General features: G+C 41.7%; 21 protein-coding genes and 2 other annotated features (1 of these 23 only partly in view). All 21 genes read right to left on the reverse strand.

What is annotated here, in order from left to right; genetic code table 11:
• Positions 1–30, reverse strand: a sequence feature (ribosomal protein L10 leader region); it reaches 109 nt to the left of the window's first position.
• Positions 31–80: 50 nt separating this feature from the next.
• A complete protein-coding gene (rplA, locus tag NCCP133_RS17915) occupies positions 81–779 on the reverse strand; it encodes a 50S ribosomal protein L1 (RefSeq protein ID WP_264806617.1) in 699 nt (232 codons plus the stop codon).
• Positions 780–1,138: 359 nt separating this feature from the next.
• Entirely contained in the window at positions 1,139–1,564 is a 426-nt protein-coding gene (rplK, locus tag NCCP133_RS17920; RefSeq protein ID WP_009336545.1) for a 50S ribosomal protein L11, read from the reverse strand.
• Positions 1,565–1,806: 242 nt separating this feature from the next.
• Positions 1,807–2,340 carry a transcription termination/antitermination protein NusG gene (gene nusG, locus NCCP133_RS17925; RefSeq protein ID WP_264806618.1) on the reverse strand — a complete coding sequence of 178 codons (534 nt, stop codon included), beginning with the start codon at positions 2,338–2,340 and terminating at the stop codon, positions 1,807–1,809.
• A gap of 143 nt (positions 2,341–2,483) precedes the next feature.
• Positions 2,484–2,666 carry a preprotein translocase subunit SecE gene (gene secE, locus NCCP133_RS17930; RefSeq protein WP_264806619.1) on the reverse strand — a complete coding sequence of 61 codons (183 nt, stop codon included), beginning with the start codon at positions 2,664–2,666 and terminating at the stop codon, positions 2,484–2,486.
• A gap of 139 nt (positions 2,667–2,805) precedes the next feature.
• Positions 2,806–2,949: a 50S ribosomal protein L33 gene (gene rpmG / locus NCCP133_RS17935; protein WP_264806620.1), complete on the reverse strand. Its 144-nt coding sequence runs from the start codon at positions 2,947–2,949 to the stop codon at positions 2,806–2,808.
• A 101-nt stretch (positions 2,950–3,050) separates the two neighbouring features.
• Positions 3,051–3,773, reverse strand: coding sequence for an RNA polymerase sporulation sigma factor SigH (gene sigH / locus NCCP133_RS17940; RefSeq protein WP_331491083.1), 723 nt, complete (start codon positions 3,771–3,773; stop codon positions 3,051–3,053).
• A gap of 4 nt (positions 3,774–3,777) precedes the next feature.
• Positions 3,778–4,287: an NYN domain-containing protein gene (locus NCCP133_RS17945; RefSeq protein ID WP_264806621.1), complete on the reverse strand. Its 510-nt coding sequence runs from the start codon at positions 4,285–4,287 to the stop codon at positions 3,778–3,780.
• Positions 4,288–4,289: 2 nt separating this feature from the next.
• On the reverse strand, positions 4,290–5,033 hold the full coding sequence (gene rlmB, locus NCCP133_RS17950) for a 23S rRNA (guanosine(2251)-2'-O)-methyltransferase RlmB (RefSeq protein WP_264806622.1): 744 nt from the start codon (positions 5,031–5,033) through the stop codon (positions 4,290–4,292).
• Positions 5,030–5,455, reverse strand: coding sequence for a Mini-ribonuclease 3 (locus NCCP133_RS17955; RefSeq protein ID WP_264806623.1), 426 nt, complete (start codon positions 5,453–5,455; stop codon positions 5,030–5,032). Before NCCP133_RS17955 ends, rlmB begins: the two co-directional genes overlap by 4 nt.
• Before the next feature lie 3 nt (positions 5,456–5,458).
• Complete coding sequence (gene cysS / locus NCCP133_RS17960; RefSeq protein ID WP_264806624.1) at positions 5,459–6,862, reverse strand: cysteine--tRNA ligase; 1,404 nt, start codon at positions 6,860–6,862, stop codon at positions 5,459–5,461.
• Positions 6,843–7,511 carry a serine O-acetyltransferase gene (cysE, locus tag NCCP133_RS17965; RefSeq protein WP_264806625.1) on the reverse strand — a complete coding sequence of 223 codons (669 nt, stop codon included), beginning with the start codon at positions 7,509–7,511 and terminating at the stop codon, positions 6,843–6,845. The genes cysS and cysE overlap by 20 nt, the downstream gene beginning before the upstream one ends.
• Before the next feature lie 132 nt (positions 7,512–7,643).
• Positions 7,644–7,881: a binding site (T-box leader), on the reverse strand.
• A 46-nt stretch (positions 7,882–7,927) separates the two neighbouring features.
• Positions 7,928–9,385 carry a glutamate--tRNA ligase gene (gene gltX, locus NCCP133_RS17970; protein ID WP_264806626.1) on the reverse strand — a complete coding sequence of 486 codons (1,458 nt, stop codon included), beginning with the start codon at positions 9,383–9,385 and terminating at the stop codon, positions 7,928–7,930.
• A gap of 299 nt (positions 9,386–9,684) precedes the next feature.
• On the reverse strand, positions 9,685–10,167 hold the full coding sequence (gene ispF, locus NCCP133_RS17975; RefSeq protein WP_264806627.1) for a 2-C-methyl-D-erythritol 2,4-cyclodiphosphate synthase: 483 nt from the start codon (positions 10,165–10,167) through the stop codon (positions 9,685–9,687).
• Positions 10,168–10,209: 42 nt separating this feature from the next.
• On the reverse strand, positions 10,210–10,899 hold the full coding sequence (gene ispD, locus NCCP133_RS17980; protein WP_264806628.1) for a 2-C-methyl-D-erythritol 4-phosphate cytidylyltransferase: 690 nt from the start codon (positions 10,897–10,899) through the stop codon (positions 10,210–10,212).
• Positions 10,900–10,995: 96 nt separating this feature from the next.
• On the reverse strand, positions 10,996–12,084 hold the full coding sequence (locus tag NCCP133_RS17985) for a PIN/TRAM domain-containing protein (protein WP_264806629.1): 1,089 nt from the start codon (positions 12,082–12,084) through the stop codon (positions 10,996–10,998).
• A gap of 239 nt (positions 12,085–12,323) precedes the next feature.
• On the reverse strand, positions 12,324–13,397 hold the full coding sequence (gene disA / locus NCCP133_RS17990) for a DNA integrity scanning diadenylate cyclase DisA (RefSeq protein WP_264806630.1): 1,074 nt from the start codon (positions 13,395–13,397) through the stop codon (positions 12,324–12,326).
• A 2-nt stretch (positions 13,398–13,399) separates the two neighbouring features.
• Entirely contained in the window at positions 13,400–14,779 is a 1,380-nt protein-coding gene (radA, locus tag NCCP133_RS17995) for a DNA repair protein RadA (RefSeq protein ID WP_264806631.1), read from the reverse strand.
• 318 nt (positions 14,780–15,097) lie between these two features.
• A complete protein-coding gene (clpC, locus tag NCCP133_RS18000) occupies positions 15,098–17,548 on the reverse strand; it encodes an ATP-dependent protease ATP-binding subunit ClpC (protein ID WP_264806632.1) in 2,451 nt (816 codons plus the stop codon).
• Positions 17,549–17,554: 6 nt separating this feature from the next.
• Positions 17,555–18,634 (reverse strand): protein arginine kinase, encoded by a 1,080-nt coding sequence (locus NCCP133_RS18005; RefSeq protein ID WP_264806633.1) that lies wholly within the window; start codon positions 18,632–18,634, stop codon positions 17,555–17,557.
• A gap of 2 nt (positions 18,635–18,636) precedes the next feature.
• Complete coding sequence (locus tag NCCP133_RS18010) at positions 18,637–19,185, reverse strand: UvrB/UvrC motif-containing protein (protein ID WP_264806634.1); 549 nt, start codon at positions 19,183–19,185, stop codon at positions 18,637–18,639.
• A 27-nt stretch (positions 19,186–19,212) separates the two neighbouring features.
• A complete protein-coding gene (locus tag NCCP133_RS18015) occupies positions 19,213–19,674 on the reverse strand; it encodes a CtsR family transcriptional regulator (protein ID WP_264806635.1) in 462 nt (153 codons plus the stop codon).
• Positions 19,675–20,460 lie beyond the last annotated feature (786 nt).

The raw sequence follows: 20,460 nt of genomic DNA on the forward strand, positions 1-20,460 counted from the left end.
TGCTGTCTACGGCACAAATGTTATTATATTTTAACAACAAAACACATATTACTATATGCATTCAACATTGTCAATTGGTATTATTTAACTGCAATAGATGAGGGATCTACTTTTACGCCAGGTCCCATAGTAGAAGTAACGGAAACATTCTTCATGTAAGTTCCTTTAGCAGCAGCAGGCTTCACTTTCATCATTGTATCGAAAATAGTGTTGAAGTTTTCCACAAGCTTTTCGTCTTCGAAAGATACTTTCCCGATCGGCACATGGATGTTACCAGCTTTGTCAACGCGGTATTCAACTTTACCTGCTTTGATTTCGTTTACTGCTTTTTGAACGTCAAAAGTAACGGTGCCAGTCTTAGGGTTTGGCATTAAGCCTTTTGGTCCTAACACACGGCCAAGTTTACCAACTTCACCCATCATGTCAGGTGTAGCAACGATTACATCAAAATCGAACCAGCCTTGGTTGATTTTGTTGATGTATTCAGAATCACCTACAAAATCTGCTCCAGCAGCTTCTGCTTCCTTCACTTTTTCACCCTTAGCGAATACAAGAACACGCTGAGTTTTACCAGTTCCATTCGGAAGCACAACCGCTCCACGGATTTGCTGGTCAGCTTTCTTAGGGTCAACTCCTAGACGGAATGCCACTTCAACAGTTGCGTCAAATTTTGCAAAATTTGTTTTCTTCGCAAGATCAATTGCTTCTGTAATTGGGTAAGCTTTTGAAGAATCAACAAGCTTTGCAGCTTCTGCGTACTTCTTACCTTTTTTAGCCATTTTTTATTTCCTCCTTGATTGTGGTTTTAGCGGAATAACCTCCCACGACTAAAAGCGGAGGCGCCTTCGGAACATGCAAAACCCGCTTGTTCCTGCGAAGTTTATCCAAGGAAGCTTTCCTAGGTGTTCAGCTCTGATAAGCATAAGACGAACTCACAAAAAGGTGTTTTTTTCCTTTCTGTGAGGATTGGCTTATGATCTCGAGGGGCCAGGCGCCGCAGCTAGACAAAACAAAGGTTGCGAGTGAAACCAAATTCAGCGTCGCAACCTCAATCATAAACAGAAATGCGCAAACACTTCTGAGGCTGGACAGATGCCCAACATTCAAAGTGCACACATTATAATTTCACATACATGGATTAGTCTTCAATAACGATACCCATGCTGCGCGCAGTACCTTCAACCATACGCATTGCAGCTTCTACGCTTGCAGCGTTTAGGTCAGGCATCTTTGTTTCAGCAATCTCGCGTACCTTGTCACGCTTGACTGTTGCTACTTTATTACGGTTTGGTTCACCAGAACCAGACTCGATTCCAGCCGCCTTCTTAAGAAGAACTGCAGCAGGAGGAGTTTTCGTAATAAATGTAAATGAACGGTCTTCAAAAACCGTGATTTCAACAGGAATGATTAAGCCAGCTTGTTCAGCTGTACGAGCGTTAAATTCCTTACAGAATCCCATGATGTTTACACCTGCTTGACCAAGTGCCGGTCCTACTGGTGGTGCAGGGTTCGCTTTACCTGCAGGGATTTGCAGCTTTACAAGTTTGATTACTTTTTTAGCCACGAGACACACCTCCTTAAAGTCCGTGATGTGGTAATAGGGAAATTCCCTCCCACTCAACTTATAGTCTTTATATTAAGATAAAGAACTTTTAACAATTGTCCAGCCTCTTTGCAAGAGACATACTGACCTTTGAAATATTATCACTTTTCAAAGGCAATTTCAAGTTTTTTTACAAAGATATATAAAAGCACCCAAATTGAGTAAGCAATTATAGCTGATGAATCAAGCTTTTCTGTGTATTTCTATAATTTCTCTATCTGGGTGAAATCAAGTTCCACCGGAGTATCACGGCCGAACATGTTAACGAGCACTTTGATCTTCGCTTTATCTTTATCGATATCTTCAATAGTGCCTGTAAAGTTTGCAAACGGGCCTTCTTTAACTTGTACCGTTTCACCAATTTCAAAGTTGATGTCAAAACGCGCTTCCTCGACACCCATATGCTTTAAGATATTAGTAACTTCTTCTGGCAATAGCGGGGTAGGTTTTGATCCAGACCCAGCAGAGCCGACAAACCCTGTTACCCCAGGAGTATTTCTTACTACATACCAGGAATCATCAGTCATGACAATTTCCACAATAACATAGCCAGGGAATACCTTTCGTTTCACTACTTTCTTTTTGCCGTTTTTCAATTCTGTTTCTTCTTCTTCCGGAACGACTACACGGAAGATTTTATCTTGCATACCCATAGACTCGACACGCTTCTCCAGGTTTGCTTTGACTTTATTTTCATAGCCAGAGTACGTATGAACAACATACCAATTCTTTTCCATTCAAGAGGACTTGTTCGTCCTTCCCTCCCTGTATTAAACAATTTATTTGCATTACAACTTTTTTGACCAAATGAAAAAACCCGTCTCCGGGCTTTGCAAATGTTACCTGTGTTATTCTCCATTATACCATGGAAACTCAGGGGTTATTCAAGAATAATACGAATCAATTCAGAAATACCCAGGTCAAGCACTGCAAAAAACACAGCAAAGAATGTAACTGTCGCTAAAACGGTTACAGTATAGTTTGTTAATTCTTTGCGCTTAGGCCAGCTGACCTTTCTCATTTCTCGCCCAACTTCACGGAAAAAATTCACGGTGCGTTGCATTTCGTAACCCCCAACTTTCAAGAGATATCTTTTAACAGTAAAGCGCAAACGGCTATATTAACAGACTATTGCTAGTCAAATAATCAGTCAATCAGCTTTCTGGCTATTAAAGAGCAAAACTTCTAATCTATATCTAAAATTACTTTGTTTCTTTATGGATCGTATGTGTACTGCATGCACTGCAAAATTTCTTCAGTTCAAGCCTGCCTGAATCATTCTTGCTTGCCGTTGAGTAGTTTCTCGAACCGCAATCAGAACATGCAAGTATCGCCTTTTTAGTCATTTTCCCACCTACTAATGTCCACTTTACGCCCTTAAAACTTTAACACGCTCCCTAAAACATGTCAATAACTGCAAAAAGGGCAAGTTCTTGGGAAGTTTTGTCTATAAAGAAAACTCACGCACTTCCAAATATCTTTCCAGCTTCCTTTTCACACGCTGCAAGGCATTGTCTATTGATTTCACATGGCGGTTGAGCTCTTCAGAAATTTCCTGATAGGACTGCCCGTCCAAATAAAGAGCAAGCACCTTTCGTTCCAGGTCACTCAGCAGCTCAGACATTTTTATTTCAATGTGGTCAAACTCTTCCTGGTTAATGATAAGCTCTTCAGGATCCATAACCTTAGCTCCTGAAATGACATCCATTAAAGTCCGGTCAGATTCTTCATCATAAATAGGCTTATCTAAAGAAACATAAGAATTCAGCGGAATATGCTTTTGCCGTGTCGCCGTCTTTATAGCGGTAATAATCTGCCTTGTAATGCACAGCTCAGCAAACGCTTTAAAGGAGGAAAGCTTGTCCTCTTTAAAATCGCGGATGGCTTTATACAGGCCAATCATTCCCTCTTGTACAATATCTTCTTTGTCTGCACCAATCAAAAAATAGGATCTTGCTTTCGCCCGCACGAAATTGCGATATTTATGAATCAGATAATCTAATGCTTCACTTTCTCCTTTATGCACCAGATCAACTAACTCTTCGTCCTCAAGCTGGATAAAGTCTAATAGATTTTCGTCGATTGTCTTGAAGTCAGCACTCACTAGGATCCCCCCGACCGTACAAGCATGGTTAGAAATATTATACAGCAGGGCTTTTTCAAGCGTCAACCGCTCATTGTCCCCCTCTGCGCCACTTTTCAAAAATTTCTGCCACTTCATTGCTAAGGTGGATTTTGGAAACGGGTTTTTTTTGCTGAATTTTTTTTACTTTTTTTTCGATGCTGCTTTCGATCAGATTCATTTCGTTAAGCAGCTCCCTGGCTGACTTCCTTAGAGCGCCTTGGCCAAAAATGACCCATTGCTCTGTATAATCGGAAGTAGCAACATGAATTTGCGTTTTAATATTGCTTAAATCAATCGCCAATTTTTCAATGCGCTCATCCGCGGTTTCATTATTTCTGGTAAAAATTACCTCTACTTTTGAATTCTTAATTTTTTTTTCAGTACCCTTTACGTAGTGGGCATCAAAAACGACTATGACCTTATAACCGGAATATCCCTGGTACTCGGCCATTTTTTCGACAAGGCGGTCCCTGGCAGAAGATAAATCTTTGTCCTTGAGTTCCTTTAATTCCGGCCAAGCACCAATTATGTTGTACCCGTCAACAATTAGGATGTCCATTATTATCCCTCAAGAGGAAGCCGTTTCCGATAAACCTCATACATAAGAAGAGCAGCCGCAACAGATGCATTCAAAGAAGTAACATGCCCTGACATAGGCAATCGGATAAGAAAATCACATTTATCCCTGATCAGGCGGCCCATTCCTTTTCCTTCACTGCCGATCACAAGCCCTATTGGCATCGCCCCATCGAATTGGCGGTAGTCTTGTTTTCCTTTCGCATCCGTTCCCGCAATCCAAACGCCTCTCTCTTTCAACTCATCAATGGTTCTAGCCATGTTCGTAACTCGGACAACAGGAATATACTCAATAGCACCCGTTGATGCCTTGGCCACCGTTGCAGTCAGGCCTACAGCCCTCCGCTTGGGAATAATAATCCCGTGTGCCCCGACAGCATCCGCTGTCCGCATGATGGATCCGAGATTATGTGGATCTTCTATTTCATCCAGCAGCAAAAAGAATGGATCCTCATTTTTCTTTTCCGCTGCAGCAAAGAGATCATCTATTTCTGCATATTGATATGCAGCCACCTGAGCAACCACTCCCTGATGGTTTCCTTCTGCCATCTGATCAATTTTTTTCTTGGGAACGAACTGAACCAGCACACCTGCCGATTTTGCCAGCCCAATTACCTGTTGCATCTGCCCACTTTGCGAACCTTCTGCGATAAAGATCTTATTAATATCCCTTTCTGACTTTAATGCTTCAATAACGGGATTTTTCCCAATGATAAAATCCTGGCTCACTTTACCGCTCCTCCTTTCTTTTCCTCAACTAATCTTATGGATTCAAGGATCAGCTCTTCCATTCGCTCTTGGCTTTTGGACAAAAATAGATAGCCAATCAGGGATTCAAAAGCCGTGCTGTATCTGTACGTTTGCACATCCGTATTTTTCGGTACCGAACCGGATTTTGCATTTCGTCCCCTCCGGACTACTGCCCGTTCTTCTTCCGTCAGACGTTCAGAGTCAATTAATTCATGGATGATCATGGACTGGGCTTTCGCAGAAACATACCAGGTTGCCTCTTTATGAAGAAGGTGGGGCCTAACCCGTCCATTTTGAAGCAGATGGTGGCGTATATAGGTTTCAAAAACCGCATCCCCCATATACGCCAAAGCGAGACTATTCAATTGTTTTTCATCTATTTTATTTTCATAGTGAAGCATTGTTTAGCCTCTTTTCCATCTGATTCCCTGCGGTGTATCTTCAAGGATAATATTCATTTCTTTCAGCTGATCACGGATCTTGTCTGCCAGTTCAAAATTGCGTTCTTTTCTGGCCTGCTGACGCTGTTCAATCAGCAGTTCAATTTCATCATCCAGAAGGTCAGCATTTGCTTCTTCAAGGGAAAGTCCCAATACATCAAACAGTATTTCGAATTCTTTTGTAAATGCATCGATCACTTCAACAGCTGTGTTTTTTTCCATTAGGTAATAATTCGAGAGTTTGGACAGCTCAAATAAAATAGATACGGCATTCGCTGTGTTGAAATCATCATCCATATCGTGAATGAACTGCTCATGAAGAACCGTTATTTTATCCAGCCACTCCTGATTATTATCAGTCAGATTCACACTAGCTTCTTTGCGGTGCTTTAAATTATGATAAGACGTTTTAATGCGTTCCAGCCCTGAACGGGTATTTTCCAGAAGCTCATCACTGTAGTTGATTGGATGTCTGTAATGTACAGATATCATGAAAAATCTTAAAACCTCAGGATCATGTTTTTGGATAATATCATGAACCAATACAAAGTTCCCAAGTGATTTAGACATTTTTTCATTGTCTATATTAATATAACCATTATGCATCCAATATCGGGCAAAGGGTTTTCCTGTCAGTGCTTCTGACTGGGCGATTTCATTTTCATGATGCGGGAAGGCAAGATCCTGTCCGCCTGCATGGATATCAATTGTGTCCCCCAGGAATTTCTTTGCCATCGCAGAGCATTCAATATGCCAGCCTGGCCTTCCTTTTCCCCAAGGGCTATCCCATGATATTTCTCCTTCCTTCGCGGCTTTCCAAAGAACAAAATCAAGGGAATCCTGTTTCTTATCACCTACCGCAATACGGGCGCCGACACGCAATTCATCAATAGACTGATGGGACAGCTTTCCGTACTCATCAAATTTGCGGGTATGGTAATAGACATCCCCCTCAGATTCATACGCGAAGCCTTTATCAATCAATGTCTGAATAAACTCAATAATGATACCCATGCTTTCTGTCACTCTTGGATGGACATCAGCCCGCCTGCAGCCCAATGCTGAAACATCCTCGAAATAAGCATTAATAAAGCGTTCCGCAATGCTTGGAACATCTGTTCCAAGTTCATTGGCTACGCGGATCAGCTTGTCGTCAACATCTGTGAAATTGGAAACATACTGAACATTATAGCCGCGGAACTCAAGATATCTTCGTACAGTATCAAACACAATTGGCGGGCGCGCATTTCCTATATGAATATAGTTATATACGGTTGGTCCGCACACATACATTTTCACTTTTCCCTCTTCTAATGGGATAAACTCTTCTTTTTGCCGTGTTAGTGTATTATAGATCTGAATGGCCATAAACCTGACTCCTTTCTTTCCTCAGCGACTCAACTTCATCTCTTATTTCTTGCATCTCTTTCTCCATTTCCTTAAAACGGTCAAAAATTGGATCTGGAAGATCACAATGATTTAAATCCTTTCCAACTTTCACTCCATCACGGATTTTCACTCTGCCTGGAATGCCGACTACAGTTGAGTTCGGCGGAACCTCATGAAGGACAACGGAGCCTGCGCCTATTTTAGAGTTTTCCCCAATTGTAATGGAACCCAGAACCTTCGCACCTGTCGCAATAAGTGCATTGTCTTTAATAGTAGGATGCCGCTTGCCTTTTTCCTTCCCGGTCCCACCTAGCGTCACTCCCTGAAAAACGGTTACGTTATCGCCAATCTCACATGTTTCCCCTATCACAACCCCCATTCCATGATCGATAAAAAAACGTCTGCCAATCTTTGCTCCCGGATGAATTTCAATTCCTGTGAAAAAGCGGCTGATCTGAGAAACAACTCTTGCAAGAAAATAAAATTTCCGCTTAAAAAGTGCGTGGGCAATGCGGTGTGACCAAATAGCGTGAAGTCCAGAATACGTTAATATTACTTCCAAATAACTTCTTGCTGCTGGATCCTGTTCAAATACCACTTCGATATCTTCCTTCATTCTTACAAACATTGTTCATTTCCCCTCCTGACATAAGTCTTCATTTTTTATTTTTGTCTATCTAATTGCTATTCCCCTATAATATTTTCCAGGAAATAAGGTGTATCCCTTTTCATATATAAAAAAGCGCCTCTGCCACAATAGGACAGAGACGCTTTATGCGCGGTTCCACTCTGTTTAGACTAGTAAAGTCTCAACTTTAACCTGTTAACGGAAGGAGTTCCGCCCAAATCTACTTGGAGGCAGCAAGCTGCCGGCATCCGTTCGAATTGAGGCTCAGAGGCGCACTTCAGAAAAAAGAGAGGCTTAAACCACTTTCAGCCGCTGATGGTTCTCTCTAAAAAGCATCTTTTTTCTTACTTTTCCTCTTCAACACTTTTTTATATAGAATAATTTACTTAATACTATATTACATTTTCTCCAAGATGTTAACCAATAATGCTCATTAAGCGTGTTTTTACTTTTTCCTTTCCTAAAAGCTCGATTGCCTGCGGCAGATCAGGCCCATGTGTTTGGCCGGTAGTTGCAGAACGGATTGGCATAAAGAGCTTTTTGCCTTTATGACCTGTTGATTTTTGCACAGCTTTCATGGCCGCCTTAATTTCGTCTGCTTTGAATTCTGCAAGTGTTTCAATTTCCTGCAGGAATGCAGACAGCACTTCAGGAACTTGCTCTTCAGAAAGAACTTCCCTGGCTTCTTCATCTACCGTCATTTCTTCTGTGAAGAAAAGTTCTGACAATTCAACAATTTCAGCGCCAAAGCTCATCTTTTCCTGATATAGTGTGATTAAGCTGCGGACCCACTCATTATTTTCCTGCTGCCAGTTTTCTCTGATCTTCCCTGCCTTCACCAGGTGAGGGGCAGAAATGGAAACCAGACGATCCTGATCAAGTTTTTTCATGTACTGATTATTCATCCATTCCAGCTTTTGCTTATCGAAAAGGGCAGGAGATTTTGAAAGTCTGCTCTCATCGAAAATATCAATAAACTCTTCCTTGGAGAAGATTTCTTCCTCTCCGGCAGGAGACCAGCCCAGCAAAGTAATAAAGTTAAATAGAGCCTCCGGCAAGTAGCCCAATTCTTCATACTGTTCGATGAACTGAATAATCGTCTCGTCTCGCTTGCTTAATTTCTTTCGGCTTTCATTAACAATCAAAGTCATATGGCCAAATTTCGGCATTTCCCAGCCCAATGCTTCATAAATCATCTGCTGCTTAGGCGTATTGGAGATATGGTCATCACCGCGCAGTACATGAGAGATTTTCATTAGGTGGTCGTCCACGGCTACCGCAAAGTTATAAGTAGGCGTTCCGTCTTTTTTGACAATTACATAATCACCAAAGCCATCAGATTCAAATGACACATCACCTTTTACCATGTCTTTGAATGAGAGAACCTTCCCCTTTGGCACTAAAAAGCGAATGCTGGGCTTTCTGCCTTCCGCTTCCAATGCAGCCTTATTCTCAGCTGTTAAGTGGCGGCATTTCCCTGAATAAGCAGGGGTATCTCCCTTAGCAGACTGAGCCTCACGTTCAGCTTCCAATTCTTCTTCCGTACAATAGCATTTATAGGCATGCCCTTTTTCAAGAAGTTCTTTGTAGTATGTTTCATAAATATCATTCCGTTCAGATTGGCGGTATGGTCCGTATGCGCCTTTTTTATCTATGCTTTCGTCCCAATCCATGCCAAGCCATTTTAAGTAATGAAGCTGGCTTTCTTCACCGCCTTCAATATTTCGTTTCTTATCTGTATCTTCAATGCGGATGATGAATTTTCCGCCTTTGCTTCTTGCAAATAAATAGTTGAATAGCGCCGTTCTCGCATTTCCGATATGTAAATGCCCGGTTGGACTCGGAGCGTAGCGGACGCGGATTTCATTTGACATAGTTACTGCCTCCTCAAAATCTTCAATAAAGTTGGGCAATGCATAGGACGTGCTAGTGCAATCATAGTGAAAGACCGTCGCGATTTGGTTTAGTCTGCCTTCTCCCCCTGATTGTTAGTTGAGGCCCGCACGAAGCAAATCACAAAGAAATTCCACAAGACGTTGCTTTTTAATCTTTGTTCTGCTTTTGAGCCTTTTCGGAAAGGTTTGACCAGACTTATCTCTATGGCCTTACTGCCCGTTACACTGCGATAAGCTATATTTTAACACTCTGAAATTCCTTCTGAAAGGTAATTTTATTAGTTAGCTTTCTTTTTTAGCAAAACAGCGGCTTGTGAAGCAATTCCTTCTTCTCTTCCCGTAAAACCAAGCTTCTCCGTAGTGGTTGCTTTCACATTTATATTTTCTTTGTCAGTTTCTAAAAGCTGAGCAATCCGCTCTTGCATTTTTCCGATATGGGGAGCCATTTTGGGCTTTTGGGCAATAATGGTGCAGTCTGCATTCACCAGCTCATATCCTTTTTCTTTAACAATACCCCATACATGCTCCAGCAATTTCGCAGAATCGGCCCCCTTAAATTCAGGATCCATATCTGGAAAATGACGCCCGATATCTCCTTCACCAATCGCACCGAGACAAGCATCGGCTACAGTATGCAGCAAAACATCTGCATCCGAATGACCGAGCAGCCCTTTTTCATAAGGTATCTCAATCCCTCCAATAATCAAAGGGCGCCCTTCAGCAAATTGATGAACATCAAAACCTTGCCCTATCCTAAACATAATAAAATCCCCTTTTGTTTTGTCATTAACATGCTATGTTAACTATTTCTGTTTTTCTCTTTTCTTAATGATTGCTTCTGCAAAATAAAGGTCCTCTGGCGTAGTCAGCTTAATATTATCGTAATTTCCTTCTACAATCACCACTTCTTTGCCTAACCGCTCCACGAGGCTGGCATCATCCGTCCCTAGATACTTTTCTTCTAAAGCCCTGCGGTGTGCTTCAAGCAGAACAGAAATACGAAAAGCCTGTGGCGTTTGAACAGCCCACAGGCCGGAACGTTCAAGTGTTTCTGCAACCAAATTTCCATCTGCTTTTTTAACCGTGTCTTTAAGGGGCACAGCAAGGACTGCTGAACCTTTTTCTTCTGCCGTCTTCACGAGCGGTCTAATCAATTCCTGGCCAACGAAAGGACGCGCAGCATCATGTACCAGCACAACCCCATCTCCAGCGATCGTTTTAGCAGCATTATAGACACTGTGCTGCCTTTCCTTGCCTCCCTCAACCATGGCATCTACTTTTGTAATGTTATGCTCTTTTAAAAGAACACTCATTTCCTGTTCATCTTGTGAATTGATTGCCAATATAATGCCGGTGCAGTCGGGATCATTTTCAAAGACTTTTATTGTATGGATAAAAACAGGCATTTCACCAATTTTAAGGAGAAGCTTATTCTTTCCTGCTCCCATTCTTTTTCCCTGTCCTGCTGCCGGAAGAATTACTTGGTAGTTCATAAAATGATTCCTCTCTCCCAAAAAAGGTAGGGCAAAAAGGCAAGGGAGGCAAAGATGCTCCCCCCGCACAATCTGTCCTACTTTTTTATGCGTGCATTATAAAGCTTTTTCTAAAAGCTTGGGTTTTGCAAAAATCATTCTGCCGGCAGATGTCTGCAAAACACTTGTGACAAGAACATCAATATGTTTGCCAATATAGTTTCTGCCTTCTTCCACCACGATCATCGTACCATCATCCAGGTAGGCAATACCCTGATTCTGTTCCTTGCCATCCTTAATTACCTGTACCTTCATTTCCTCTCCAGGAAGCACAACAGGCTTCACAGCATTCGCTAGATCATTAATATTTAAAACAGCTACTTTTTGCAATTCACAAACTTTGTTTAAATTAAAATCATTGGTCACAACGACACCATTTGTTATTTTCGCCAGCTTTACAAGTTTGCTGTCTACTTCCTGTATCTCTTCAAAGTCGCCCTCATAAATCTCAACCTTAATAGAGAGCTCTTTTTGAATTTTATTTAAAATATCAAGCCCTCTTCGGCCTCGATTTCGTTTTAGAACATCTGAAGAATCAGCGATATGCTGGAGCTCCTCCAGCACAAATTGCGGTATGACAATCGTGCCCTCAAGAAAGCCCGTTTGGCAAATATCTGCAATCCGCCCATCAATAATGACGCTTGTATCAAGAATCTTAAGCGAGTTTTTAGCAGCCGTTTCCGGCTCACTATCTTCTTCCGCTGTTTTCTTTTTCTTGTTTGAAAACAAAGTTAATAGCTCGTCACGTTTTTTAAAGCCCACTTGGAAACCAAGATAACCAAACAGCAATGTCAACACAATCGGGGCTACCGTATTCAGTATGGGGACCTCAATGGCATTAAGTGCATAGCCGATTAAAAAAGCAATAACTAATCCAAAAACAAGACCGACACTTCCGAAAATAATATCAGTTATAGGTACTTTTACGAGTGATTCTTCTGCCCATCTCACAAAATTGACGACATGATCAACCGCCCAAAAAGTAATAAGATAAAAAATAATAGCACCTAAAACGGCGGACACATATGGATTATTTAAAAGAGGAATGTCGTTTAAATTCATTAATTTCAATAAGTCAGGAATCAAAAATATCCCAAGCGTTACCCCGATAATAAGGAAGCATGCCTGTACAATACGTCTTAACATTCCTTCACCTCCTTTTACTCATTATAAACAAATTCCTAAAATTGAAACCTTCAATTACGAAGATTTTTATCTTTCTAACCAAAAGTTATATTAGGATAGTAACATTGCACCGTTTAAGGAGATGCAATTATTGCATATTCTATACGTTGATACAACCTAAGGGTAGCATCATTGGCAATAAACTGTCAAATAAATAACTAATCATTTTAGCACAACGTATTACATAGTTCAATGGTCTCTTATAGCTGGCGATCCGCAAATACCTGTTCTTTAATGAGTTTGAGGCCCTCCTTAATTTTTCTCGCCCTTACTTCCCCAATTCCTTCTACTTCATCCAGATCCTCTACGGATGCCGCGGTAATATTCGGAAACTCTTCGAAGCGATTTATTAAGTTTTCAATAATAATTGGCGGAAGGCGAGGAACTTTATTCAGTACGCGGTACCCGCGGGGACATCTGAATTCCTCTGTATGAATATAGCCGTTAAATCCTAAAAGCTTAAGGATCACAGAGTCTTCAAGCATTTCCCCTTTGGAAAGTTCCTGAAGCTTAATAAGCATATCCCTTGAGTCAATATCTTTTGATTGCGCGTAATCTCTAATAATCCATTCAGCTTCTCTTTCAAGCTCTGTTAACAGTTCATTCAACTGTAGCCGTATGAGTCTTCCTTCTGTTCCCAGCTCACTTAAATAGGTTAGAAGTTCATTTTTTATGCGGAGCACCATTTCAATATTATGAAAAACATGAAGGATGTCACTATAAGTAACCAGTTCTTCAAACTCCAAGATACTAAGGTTCCCGATACTTTGTTCCAGCACCACTTTATATTTCTCCAGTGTTTGGACTGCCACATTCGCCTTCGTCAAAATCACCCCAATATCCCTCAAAGCATAACGGGAATGCCCTTTGTACAATGTAATGACATTTCTTCTCTGTGAAATAGCTATCACTAAAGCTCCCGTCTGCCTGGCAACTCGTTCGGCTGTTCGATGGCGCATTCCTGTTTCTGTGGAAGGTACACCTGAATCAGGGACAAGCTGGGCATTAGCGATTAAGATTTTGCTGCCTTCTTCATTTAGAATGATAGCTCCATCCATCTTTGCCAGCTCATACAAATAACTTGGCGTAAAGGAACAATTGATTAAGAAGCCGCCATCAACAAGGCTATTCATTTTTTCTTTCGAACCTAAAACAATTAACCCTCCAGTATTTGCGCGGAGTACATTATCAATCCCTTCTCTAATAGGCGTACCCGGAGCCATAAATTGAAGGATTTCGCTCATCGTTTTTTCGCCCAATTTTTTTGTCTCCATACTTAACCCCCTAACGCAGCCTTTAATGCTTCACTGACAGACCCTACACCGATTAATTCAATCCCTCGTGGCGCACTCCATCCTCCAAGATTATTTGCAGGCAAGATCACCCGCTCAAACCCCAGCTTTGCCGCCTCCTGAACTCTCTGTTCAATTCTTGAAACTCGTCTGACTTCACCCGTCAGTCCTACTTCCCCTATTATACAATCTGATGCCTTCGTTGGTTTATCCCGGAAACTTGAAGCAATGCTAACGGCAATGGCCAGGTCTATTGCAGGTTCATCCAGCTTCACCCCACCTGCAACTTTAAGATAGGCATCCTGGTTTTGCAGCAGCATACCAACCCGCTTCTCCAAAACAGCCATGAGAAGCGGAACACGATTGTGATCAATTCCTGTAGCCATTCTCCTTGGATTTCCAAAGCTTGTCGGAGAAATGAGTGCCTGAATTTCTACTAGTACAGGCCTTGTCCCCTCCATGGACGCCACTACGGTAGAACCAGCTGCGCCTTGCGAGCGTTCTTCCAGGAATATCTCAGATGGATTGGAAACTTCCTCAAGCCCGACTTCCTTCATTTCAAAAATGCCCATTTCATTCGTTGACCCAAACCTGTTTTTCACAGCTCGCAAAATCCGATATGTATGATGGCGCTCTCCTTCAAAATATAAAACAGTATCAACCATATGCTCTAAGAGTCTTGGCCCTGCAATGGATCCTTCCTTTGTAACATGGCCCACAATAAAAATGGCGATTCCTTTTGTTTTCCCAATGCGCATTAATTCAGCAGTACATTCCCGCACCTGAGATACACTCCCTGGCGCAGATGTAACTTCAGGATGGAATATAGTTTGAATGGAATCAATGATAACAAAGTCAGGATTCACATTATCGATTGTTCTGCTGATTTCATCCAGGCTTGTTTCCGAGTAAACCAGCAAACTATCAGAAGAAACACCTAAGCGGTCAGCCCTTAGCTTTGTTTGGCGCATGGACTCCTCACCTGATATATATAAAACTGAATGTTTTTTGTTTGCCAGCTGGGACGAAACCTGAAGAAGAAGCGTTGATTTTCCAATGCCAGGGTCTCCACCGATAAGCACTAGTGAACCACGGACAATTCCGCCTCCCAATACACGATTCAATTCATTTAAGTCTGTATATATTCGCGGTTCACTGACTGTTTCAATTGATGTAATAGGCATTGCCTTTGCGATGATTGCTGTTCCTTGGGAATGGGCAAAAGCTCCCCTTCTGGTTGAAGCCGGCTTTTCGACTTCCTCAACCATCGTGTTCCACTGACCGCACCCTGGACATTTCCCCATCCATTTAGGGGATTTATAACCGCAGTCCTGGCACATGAATTTAGTTTTTCTCTTAGCCATCCTTCTTCTTCCTCTCTAAACATCCATTTCAGCCGCCATAAAGGAAATCATAAAAGTTACCAGTCTTCGCAAAGAAGCCAGTTTAGACAGAAGCATGTATTAACTTCCCTATTCCCTTTTGCACGAGTCTTTAAATGTTTTCGTGGTGAAATTCTATAAGCAAATCCACTATATCTTTAAAATTAACATAGAACGGAAAAAAAAACTGTTTGAACGCTGCAGTAGCGTCTCTATAAAGGCGCCTAATAGCGTACAAAAAGGTACACGTATGACAGGGCCGTGTACCTTTTTGCTGGTTAATCCATTAGTGCAGATTATTTATTTTTGAAGATTTGGCGTTCCGCTGGTTTCAGCTGTTTTAACCACAAATTCCCCATCCTTCACATCTATCACTACGCTTTGCCCAGTTAGGACTGTTCCCTTTAACAGCTCCTCTGATAAGCGATCCTCTATATGCTTTTGAATGGCTCTGCGGAGCGGGCGTGCTCCGTATTCCGGATCATAGCCCTCCTCAGAGATTTTTTCTTTGGCGGCATTTGTCAGTTCCAGCGAAATATCTTGTTCCTTCAATCGATTCGTTAATGTATCGGACATCAGCGTAACGATTTCCTGAAGATGCTTCTTCTCTAATGCATGGAAGACAATGATTTCATCGATACGGTTTAAGAACTCCGGACGGAAGGATTTTTTCATCTCTTCCATTACTTTTCCTTTCATATCTTTGTAATCCTGTTCCCCATCCTGAATATTAAAGCCGACATATTTGTTTCGCTTAAGTGCCTCTGCACCTACATTGGAAGTCATAATCAGAACAGTATTTCGGAAATCAACCGTTCTTCCTTTAGAATCTGTTAATCTCCCGTCTTCCAATACCTGTAAAAGAATATTGAAAACATCCGGATGAGCCTTTTCAATTTCATCCAGCAGCACAACAGAATATGGTTTTCTGCGGACTTTTTCAGTTAACTGTCCGCCTTCTTCATATCCTACATAACCCGGAGGCGAACCTACTAGACGGGATGTGGAGTGCTTCTCCATGTATTCTGACATATCAATGCGGATCATCGCATCCTCATCACCGAACATTGCTTCCGCTAATGCACGGGCTAATTCCGTTTTACCAACTCCTGTTGGGCCAAGGAACACAAAGGAACCAATTGGACGCTTAGGATCTTTAAGCCCTGCCCTCGCACGGCGGACAGCCTTTGAGATAGCTTTAACTGCTTCTTCTTGCCCAATTACTCGGGAGTGAAGAATTTCTTCGAGGTTAAGCAGCTTCTCCGTCTCTGTTTGCGCCAGCTTGGAAACAGGAATTCCAGTCCAGCTGGATACAACATTGGCAATATCCTCAACCGTTACTTCACTGTTCTCCTTGCCTTGCTTTTCTTTCCACGTTTTCTTTGTTTCTTCAAGCTGCTCGCGCAGGCGCTGCTCTGTATCCCTTAATGATGCAGCTTTTTCAAACTCCTGGCTTTGAACAGCTGCATCTTTTTCTTTTCTGACGTCCTCCAACTTAACTTCAAGCTCTTTTAAGTTAGGAGGAGTTGTGTACGAGCGAAGTCTTACTTTTGAGCCTGCTTCATCTATTAAATCTATCGCCTTATCCGGAAGGAATCGGTCAGAAATGTAGCGGTCTGATAGCTTTACAGCTGCTTCAATCGCTGCATCCGTTATCGTTACGCGATGGTGGGCTTCATAGCGGTCACGCAATCCCTGCAAAATTTGTACAGATTCATCTGCAGTAGGCTCATCAACCGTGATCGGCTGGAAGCGTCTTTCAAGCGCTGCATCCTTTTCAATGTATTTTCTGTATTCATCAAGTGTAGTTGCTCCAATACATTGAAGCTCGCCGCGGGCAAGAGAAGGTTTTAGGATATTTGATGCATCAATGGCACCTTCTGCCCCGCCGGCACCTATTAAAGTATGAAGCTCATCAATAAATAAGATAATATTGCCAGCTTGCCTGATTTCATCCATCACTTTTTTCAGACGATCCTCAAATTCGCCACGATATTTAGTACCTGCTACAACTGTACCCATATCGAGGGTCATAACCCTTTTATCACGAAGTGTTTCCGGCACCTCATTATTTATGATCTGCTGTGCCAGCCCCTCAGCAATCGCTGTTTTCCCTACACCTGGCTCTCCAATTAAAACAGGGTTGTTTTTCGTACGGCGGCTTAATACTTCAATGACTCGCTGGATTTCTTTGCTTCGGCCAATTACCGGATCCAGGCTTCCTTCCCTTGCAATAGCTGTCAAATCACGGGCTAATCCGTCAAGAGTTGGTGTGTTCGCATTAGCAGCCGAGCCTCCCTGATGGCTGCCAGATTCATTGCTGCCCAAAAGCTGCAGCACTTGCTGGCGGGCTTTATTGAGGCTGACCCCTAGGTTATTAAGCACTCTGGCTGCAACACCTTCTCCTTCGCGGATAAGCCCCAGCAGGATATGCTCGGTTCCAACATATGAGTGCCCCAGCTTTCTCGCTTCATCCATTGAAAGTTCAATAACCTTTTTAGCGCGTGGCGTATAATGAATAGTTTGGGATGCATCTTGTCCCCTGCCTATTAGATTTTCAACTTCTTTTTGGATCTTTTCAGAACCGAGGCCCAATGCATAGAGGGCTTTTGCGGCTATTCCTTCTCCTTCGCGTACGAGTCCAAGCAGGATATGCTCTGTCCCGATGTTATTATGTCCTAAGCGGATTGCTTCTTCCTGTGCTAAAGCCAATACCTTCTGAGCTCTTTCCGTAAATCGTCCGAACATCATATAATTTCATCCTCCCAACTCTTGATCTTCCAATTTTAATCTTTCCCTGATTAATGAAGCCCTGCGGATATCGCGTTCATGAGGCCTGAGCGGCCCGCCTGCATATTGCTGCAAAAAGCCTGGCTGTGTCAGAATCATCAGTTCATTTAAAATATTTTTAGATATTTTTTTGATATACTCCATATCTATTCCCAGGCGAACATCGGATAAGCATTGTGCGGCTTCCTTCGATTCTATAATTCGGCTATTTGATAAAATGCCATAAGAGCGGAAGACTCTGTCTTCTAATTGTATGTTAGAAGTCTTTGCTAATGCTTCCCTAGCCGACCTTTCCTGAGAAATTAACTGGCTGACAACGCTTTTCAGATCCTCAACAATATCCTCTTCTGATTTTCCGAGTGTGATCTGGTTTGAAACTTGAAAGATGTTACCTAATGCTTCGCTGCCTTCCCCGTAAATCCCTCTAACCACTAAACCAAGCTGATTAATTGCAGGAATAATACGGTTCATTTGCTGGGTCAGTACAAGACCTGGCAAATGCATCATAACGGATGCTCTTAGTCCGGTACCTACGTTTGTCGGACAGCTTGTTAAAAAACCGACAGTTTCATCAAAGGCATAATCAGCCTCTTCCTCAAGCCAATCATCTATTTCATTTGCCATACTTAAGGCTTCTGAAGGCTGAAACCCCGGAAACAAACATTGAATCCGAATATGGTCTTCTTCATTAATCATAATGCTGACCTCTTCGTTTTCTGAAAGAAGACATGCACCATAAGTTGAATTCTCAGCAAGGTGAGGACTGATTAAGTGTTTCTCCATCAGCACTCTTTTTTGAAGCGGCTGGAGTTCATCCATTAATAGAAGCTCCAGATTTCCAAGATTGGAAAAAATAGAATGCCCCACTCTATTCTTCACCTTTTGGATAACTGCTTTTGCTTCTTCATTTGTAAATAGAGTAGGAAATTTATATTGTTTAATATTTCTGGCAAGTCTGATTCTGGAACTTAAAACAATATCGGAATCAGGGCCTTCCGCACTCATCCAGGAGCTAATAGCTTGATTGATAAAGCGTTCGAGCGACAAGCTTATCCCCCTCCCTCATGATTGTCATTCAGCTGTTTTTCCAGCTTTCGAATTTCATCTCTTAACTCTGCCGCCTGCTCAAATTCTTCTTGAGCAATCATTTCTTTTAACTTATGCTTAAATTCGTCAATATTCCTTCGCAAATGAATTGTCCCGCCAATTCTGGCAGGGATTTTTCCATTATGGGCCGTATTCCCGCTGTGCAGCCTTCTAAGAATCGGACTCAGCTGCTCCTTAAAAGCTTCATAGCAATGTGCACAGCCAAAGCGCCCTATTTTAATAAACTGCTGAAAGGTCATGGAACATTGTTCACATTGAAGGACTTTTTCCTGCTGGAATGGGTCCTTGTTCGATCCCTGAAACGCAGGTTCAATATTCAGCAGGCCTGCCAGCAAATTATTTATTGAAAAACCGGAACCGCTGCCCAGCATAAACATTTCACCTTTTTCATGAGCGCACTTTTCGCATAGATGGAACTCTGCTTTTTCTCCATTGATAATCTTTGTAAAATGCAGCGTGGCCGGCCTTTGATTACACTCCTGACAAATCATGACTTCACCTCTCCAGCTCGCTAAAACTTATTTATATTTTAAAGTTGTTAACATCGCCTTTAACATCCTTGACCGCAGCTCATCCCGAAATGGAAGATCTATATATAAAACGGAGCGGTCTATTACACTAAACATTATTTTAGCTTCCCTTTGTGTTATAATCTCCTCTTCCACCAAGCGATAAATAACATTTTCTGCACTGCTTTGCGCTATACGGCTATGCACTAATGAAATCAATTGGTCAATTAAATCAGCGTGGTCATAGGAGTGAACTTTCATAATCCGGATATACCCTCCGCCGCCTCGCTTACTTTCCACGACATAGCCTTTTTCAATCGTAAAACGGGTATTGATCACATAATTGATCTGAGAAGGTACACATTGAAATTTATCAGCAATTTCACTTCTTTTTATTTCTGCGATTTCCCTCTCGCTTTTTTCTAAAACCTGCTTCAAATAATTCTCAATTATGTCGGATATATTTCTCACCAAGCCTCCCCCTATCTGACTTTGACTATATTTGACATTAATTATACATGATTTATGTAATTTCTTGCAATCAGCGGATGTTAATAATTTTCCCCCATTTTTTGACTTCTCAAACCTGAAAATGGAAGTTAATGTCGATAACAATATTTTTGAGTTGGGCAGGTTTGTGCTTGAGTGAAGGATGTAATTTATACTTATTTTTAGGAATATATTCACGAAGGCAAGAATATTGGGATAGGATTTGTTTTTTGAAGATAGGAAACATGAGATAGAGATTTGTTTTGTGAAGAGCACTGCACAATGTATAGAGACTTGCCTTTTGATATTTTCCAGCACATTTAGGATTTAACTAAGAATTTTTTATATTTGCCTAACATCTGACCTAAATTTAGATTTTTCTGCTGGGCTATACTTTTAGATCTCGTACCTTGAGAAAGGAAAGGAGGAGGGTTCACATCCTTTTGAATCTGATTTAAAGGGCAGAGTAGACGAGGATATTTATTCAATTTAGATGGTTTTAGCTATAAAAGGCGCTTTAGAGCCAACTGACCGATATATCGAAAAAGTGGCCGATAAATATAAGAAAGTGACCGTTATATGCTAAAAACAAAGGTGAGTGACCAAAATGGTTTCTTAAAAAAGTTCCTTTAAGAGAAATAAGCGATATTTATAGCTGAAAAATAAATAAAAACACAAAAAAGAGCACCTATCAGGTACTCTTTCATTCGCCCGGCAGCGTCCTACTCTCACAGGGGGACAGCCCCCAACTACCATCGGCGCTGAGAA

The sequence above is a fragment of the Cytobacillus sp. NCCP-133 genome, from assembly GCF_026011715.1.
Taxonomy (GTDB): domain Bacteria; phylum Bacillota; class Bacilli; order Bacillales; family Cytobacillaceae; genus Cytobacillus.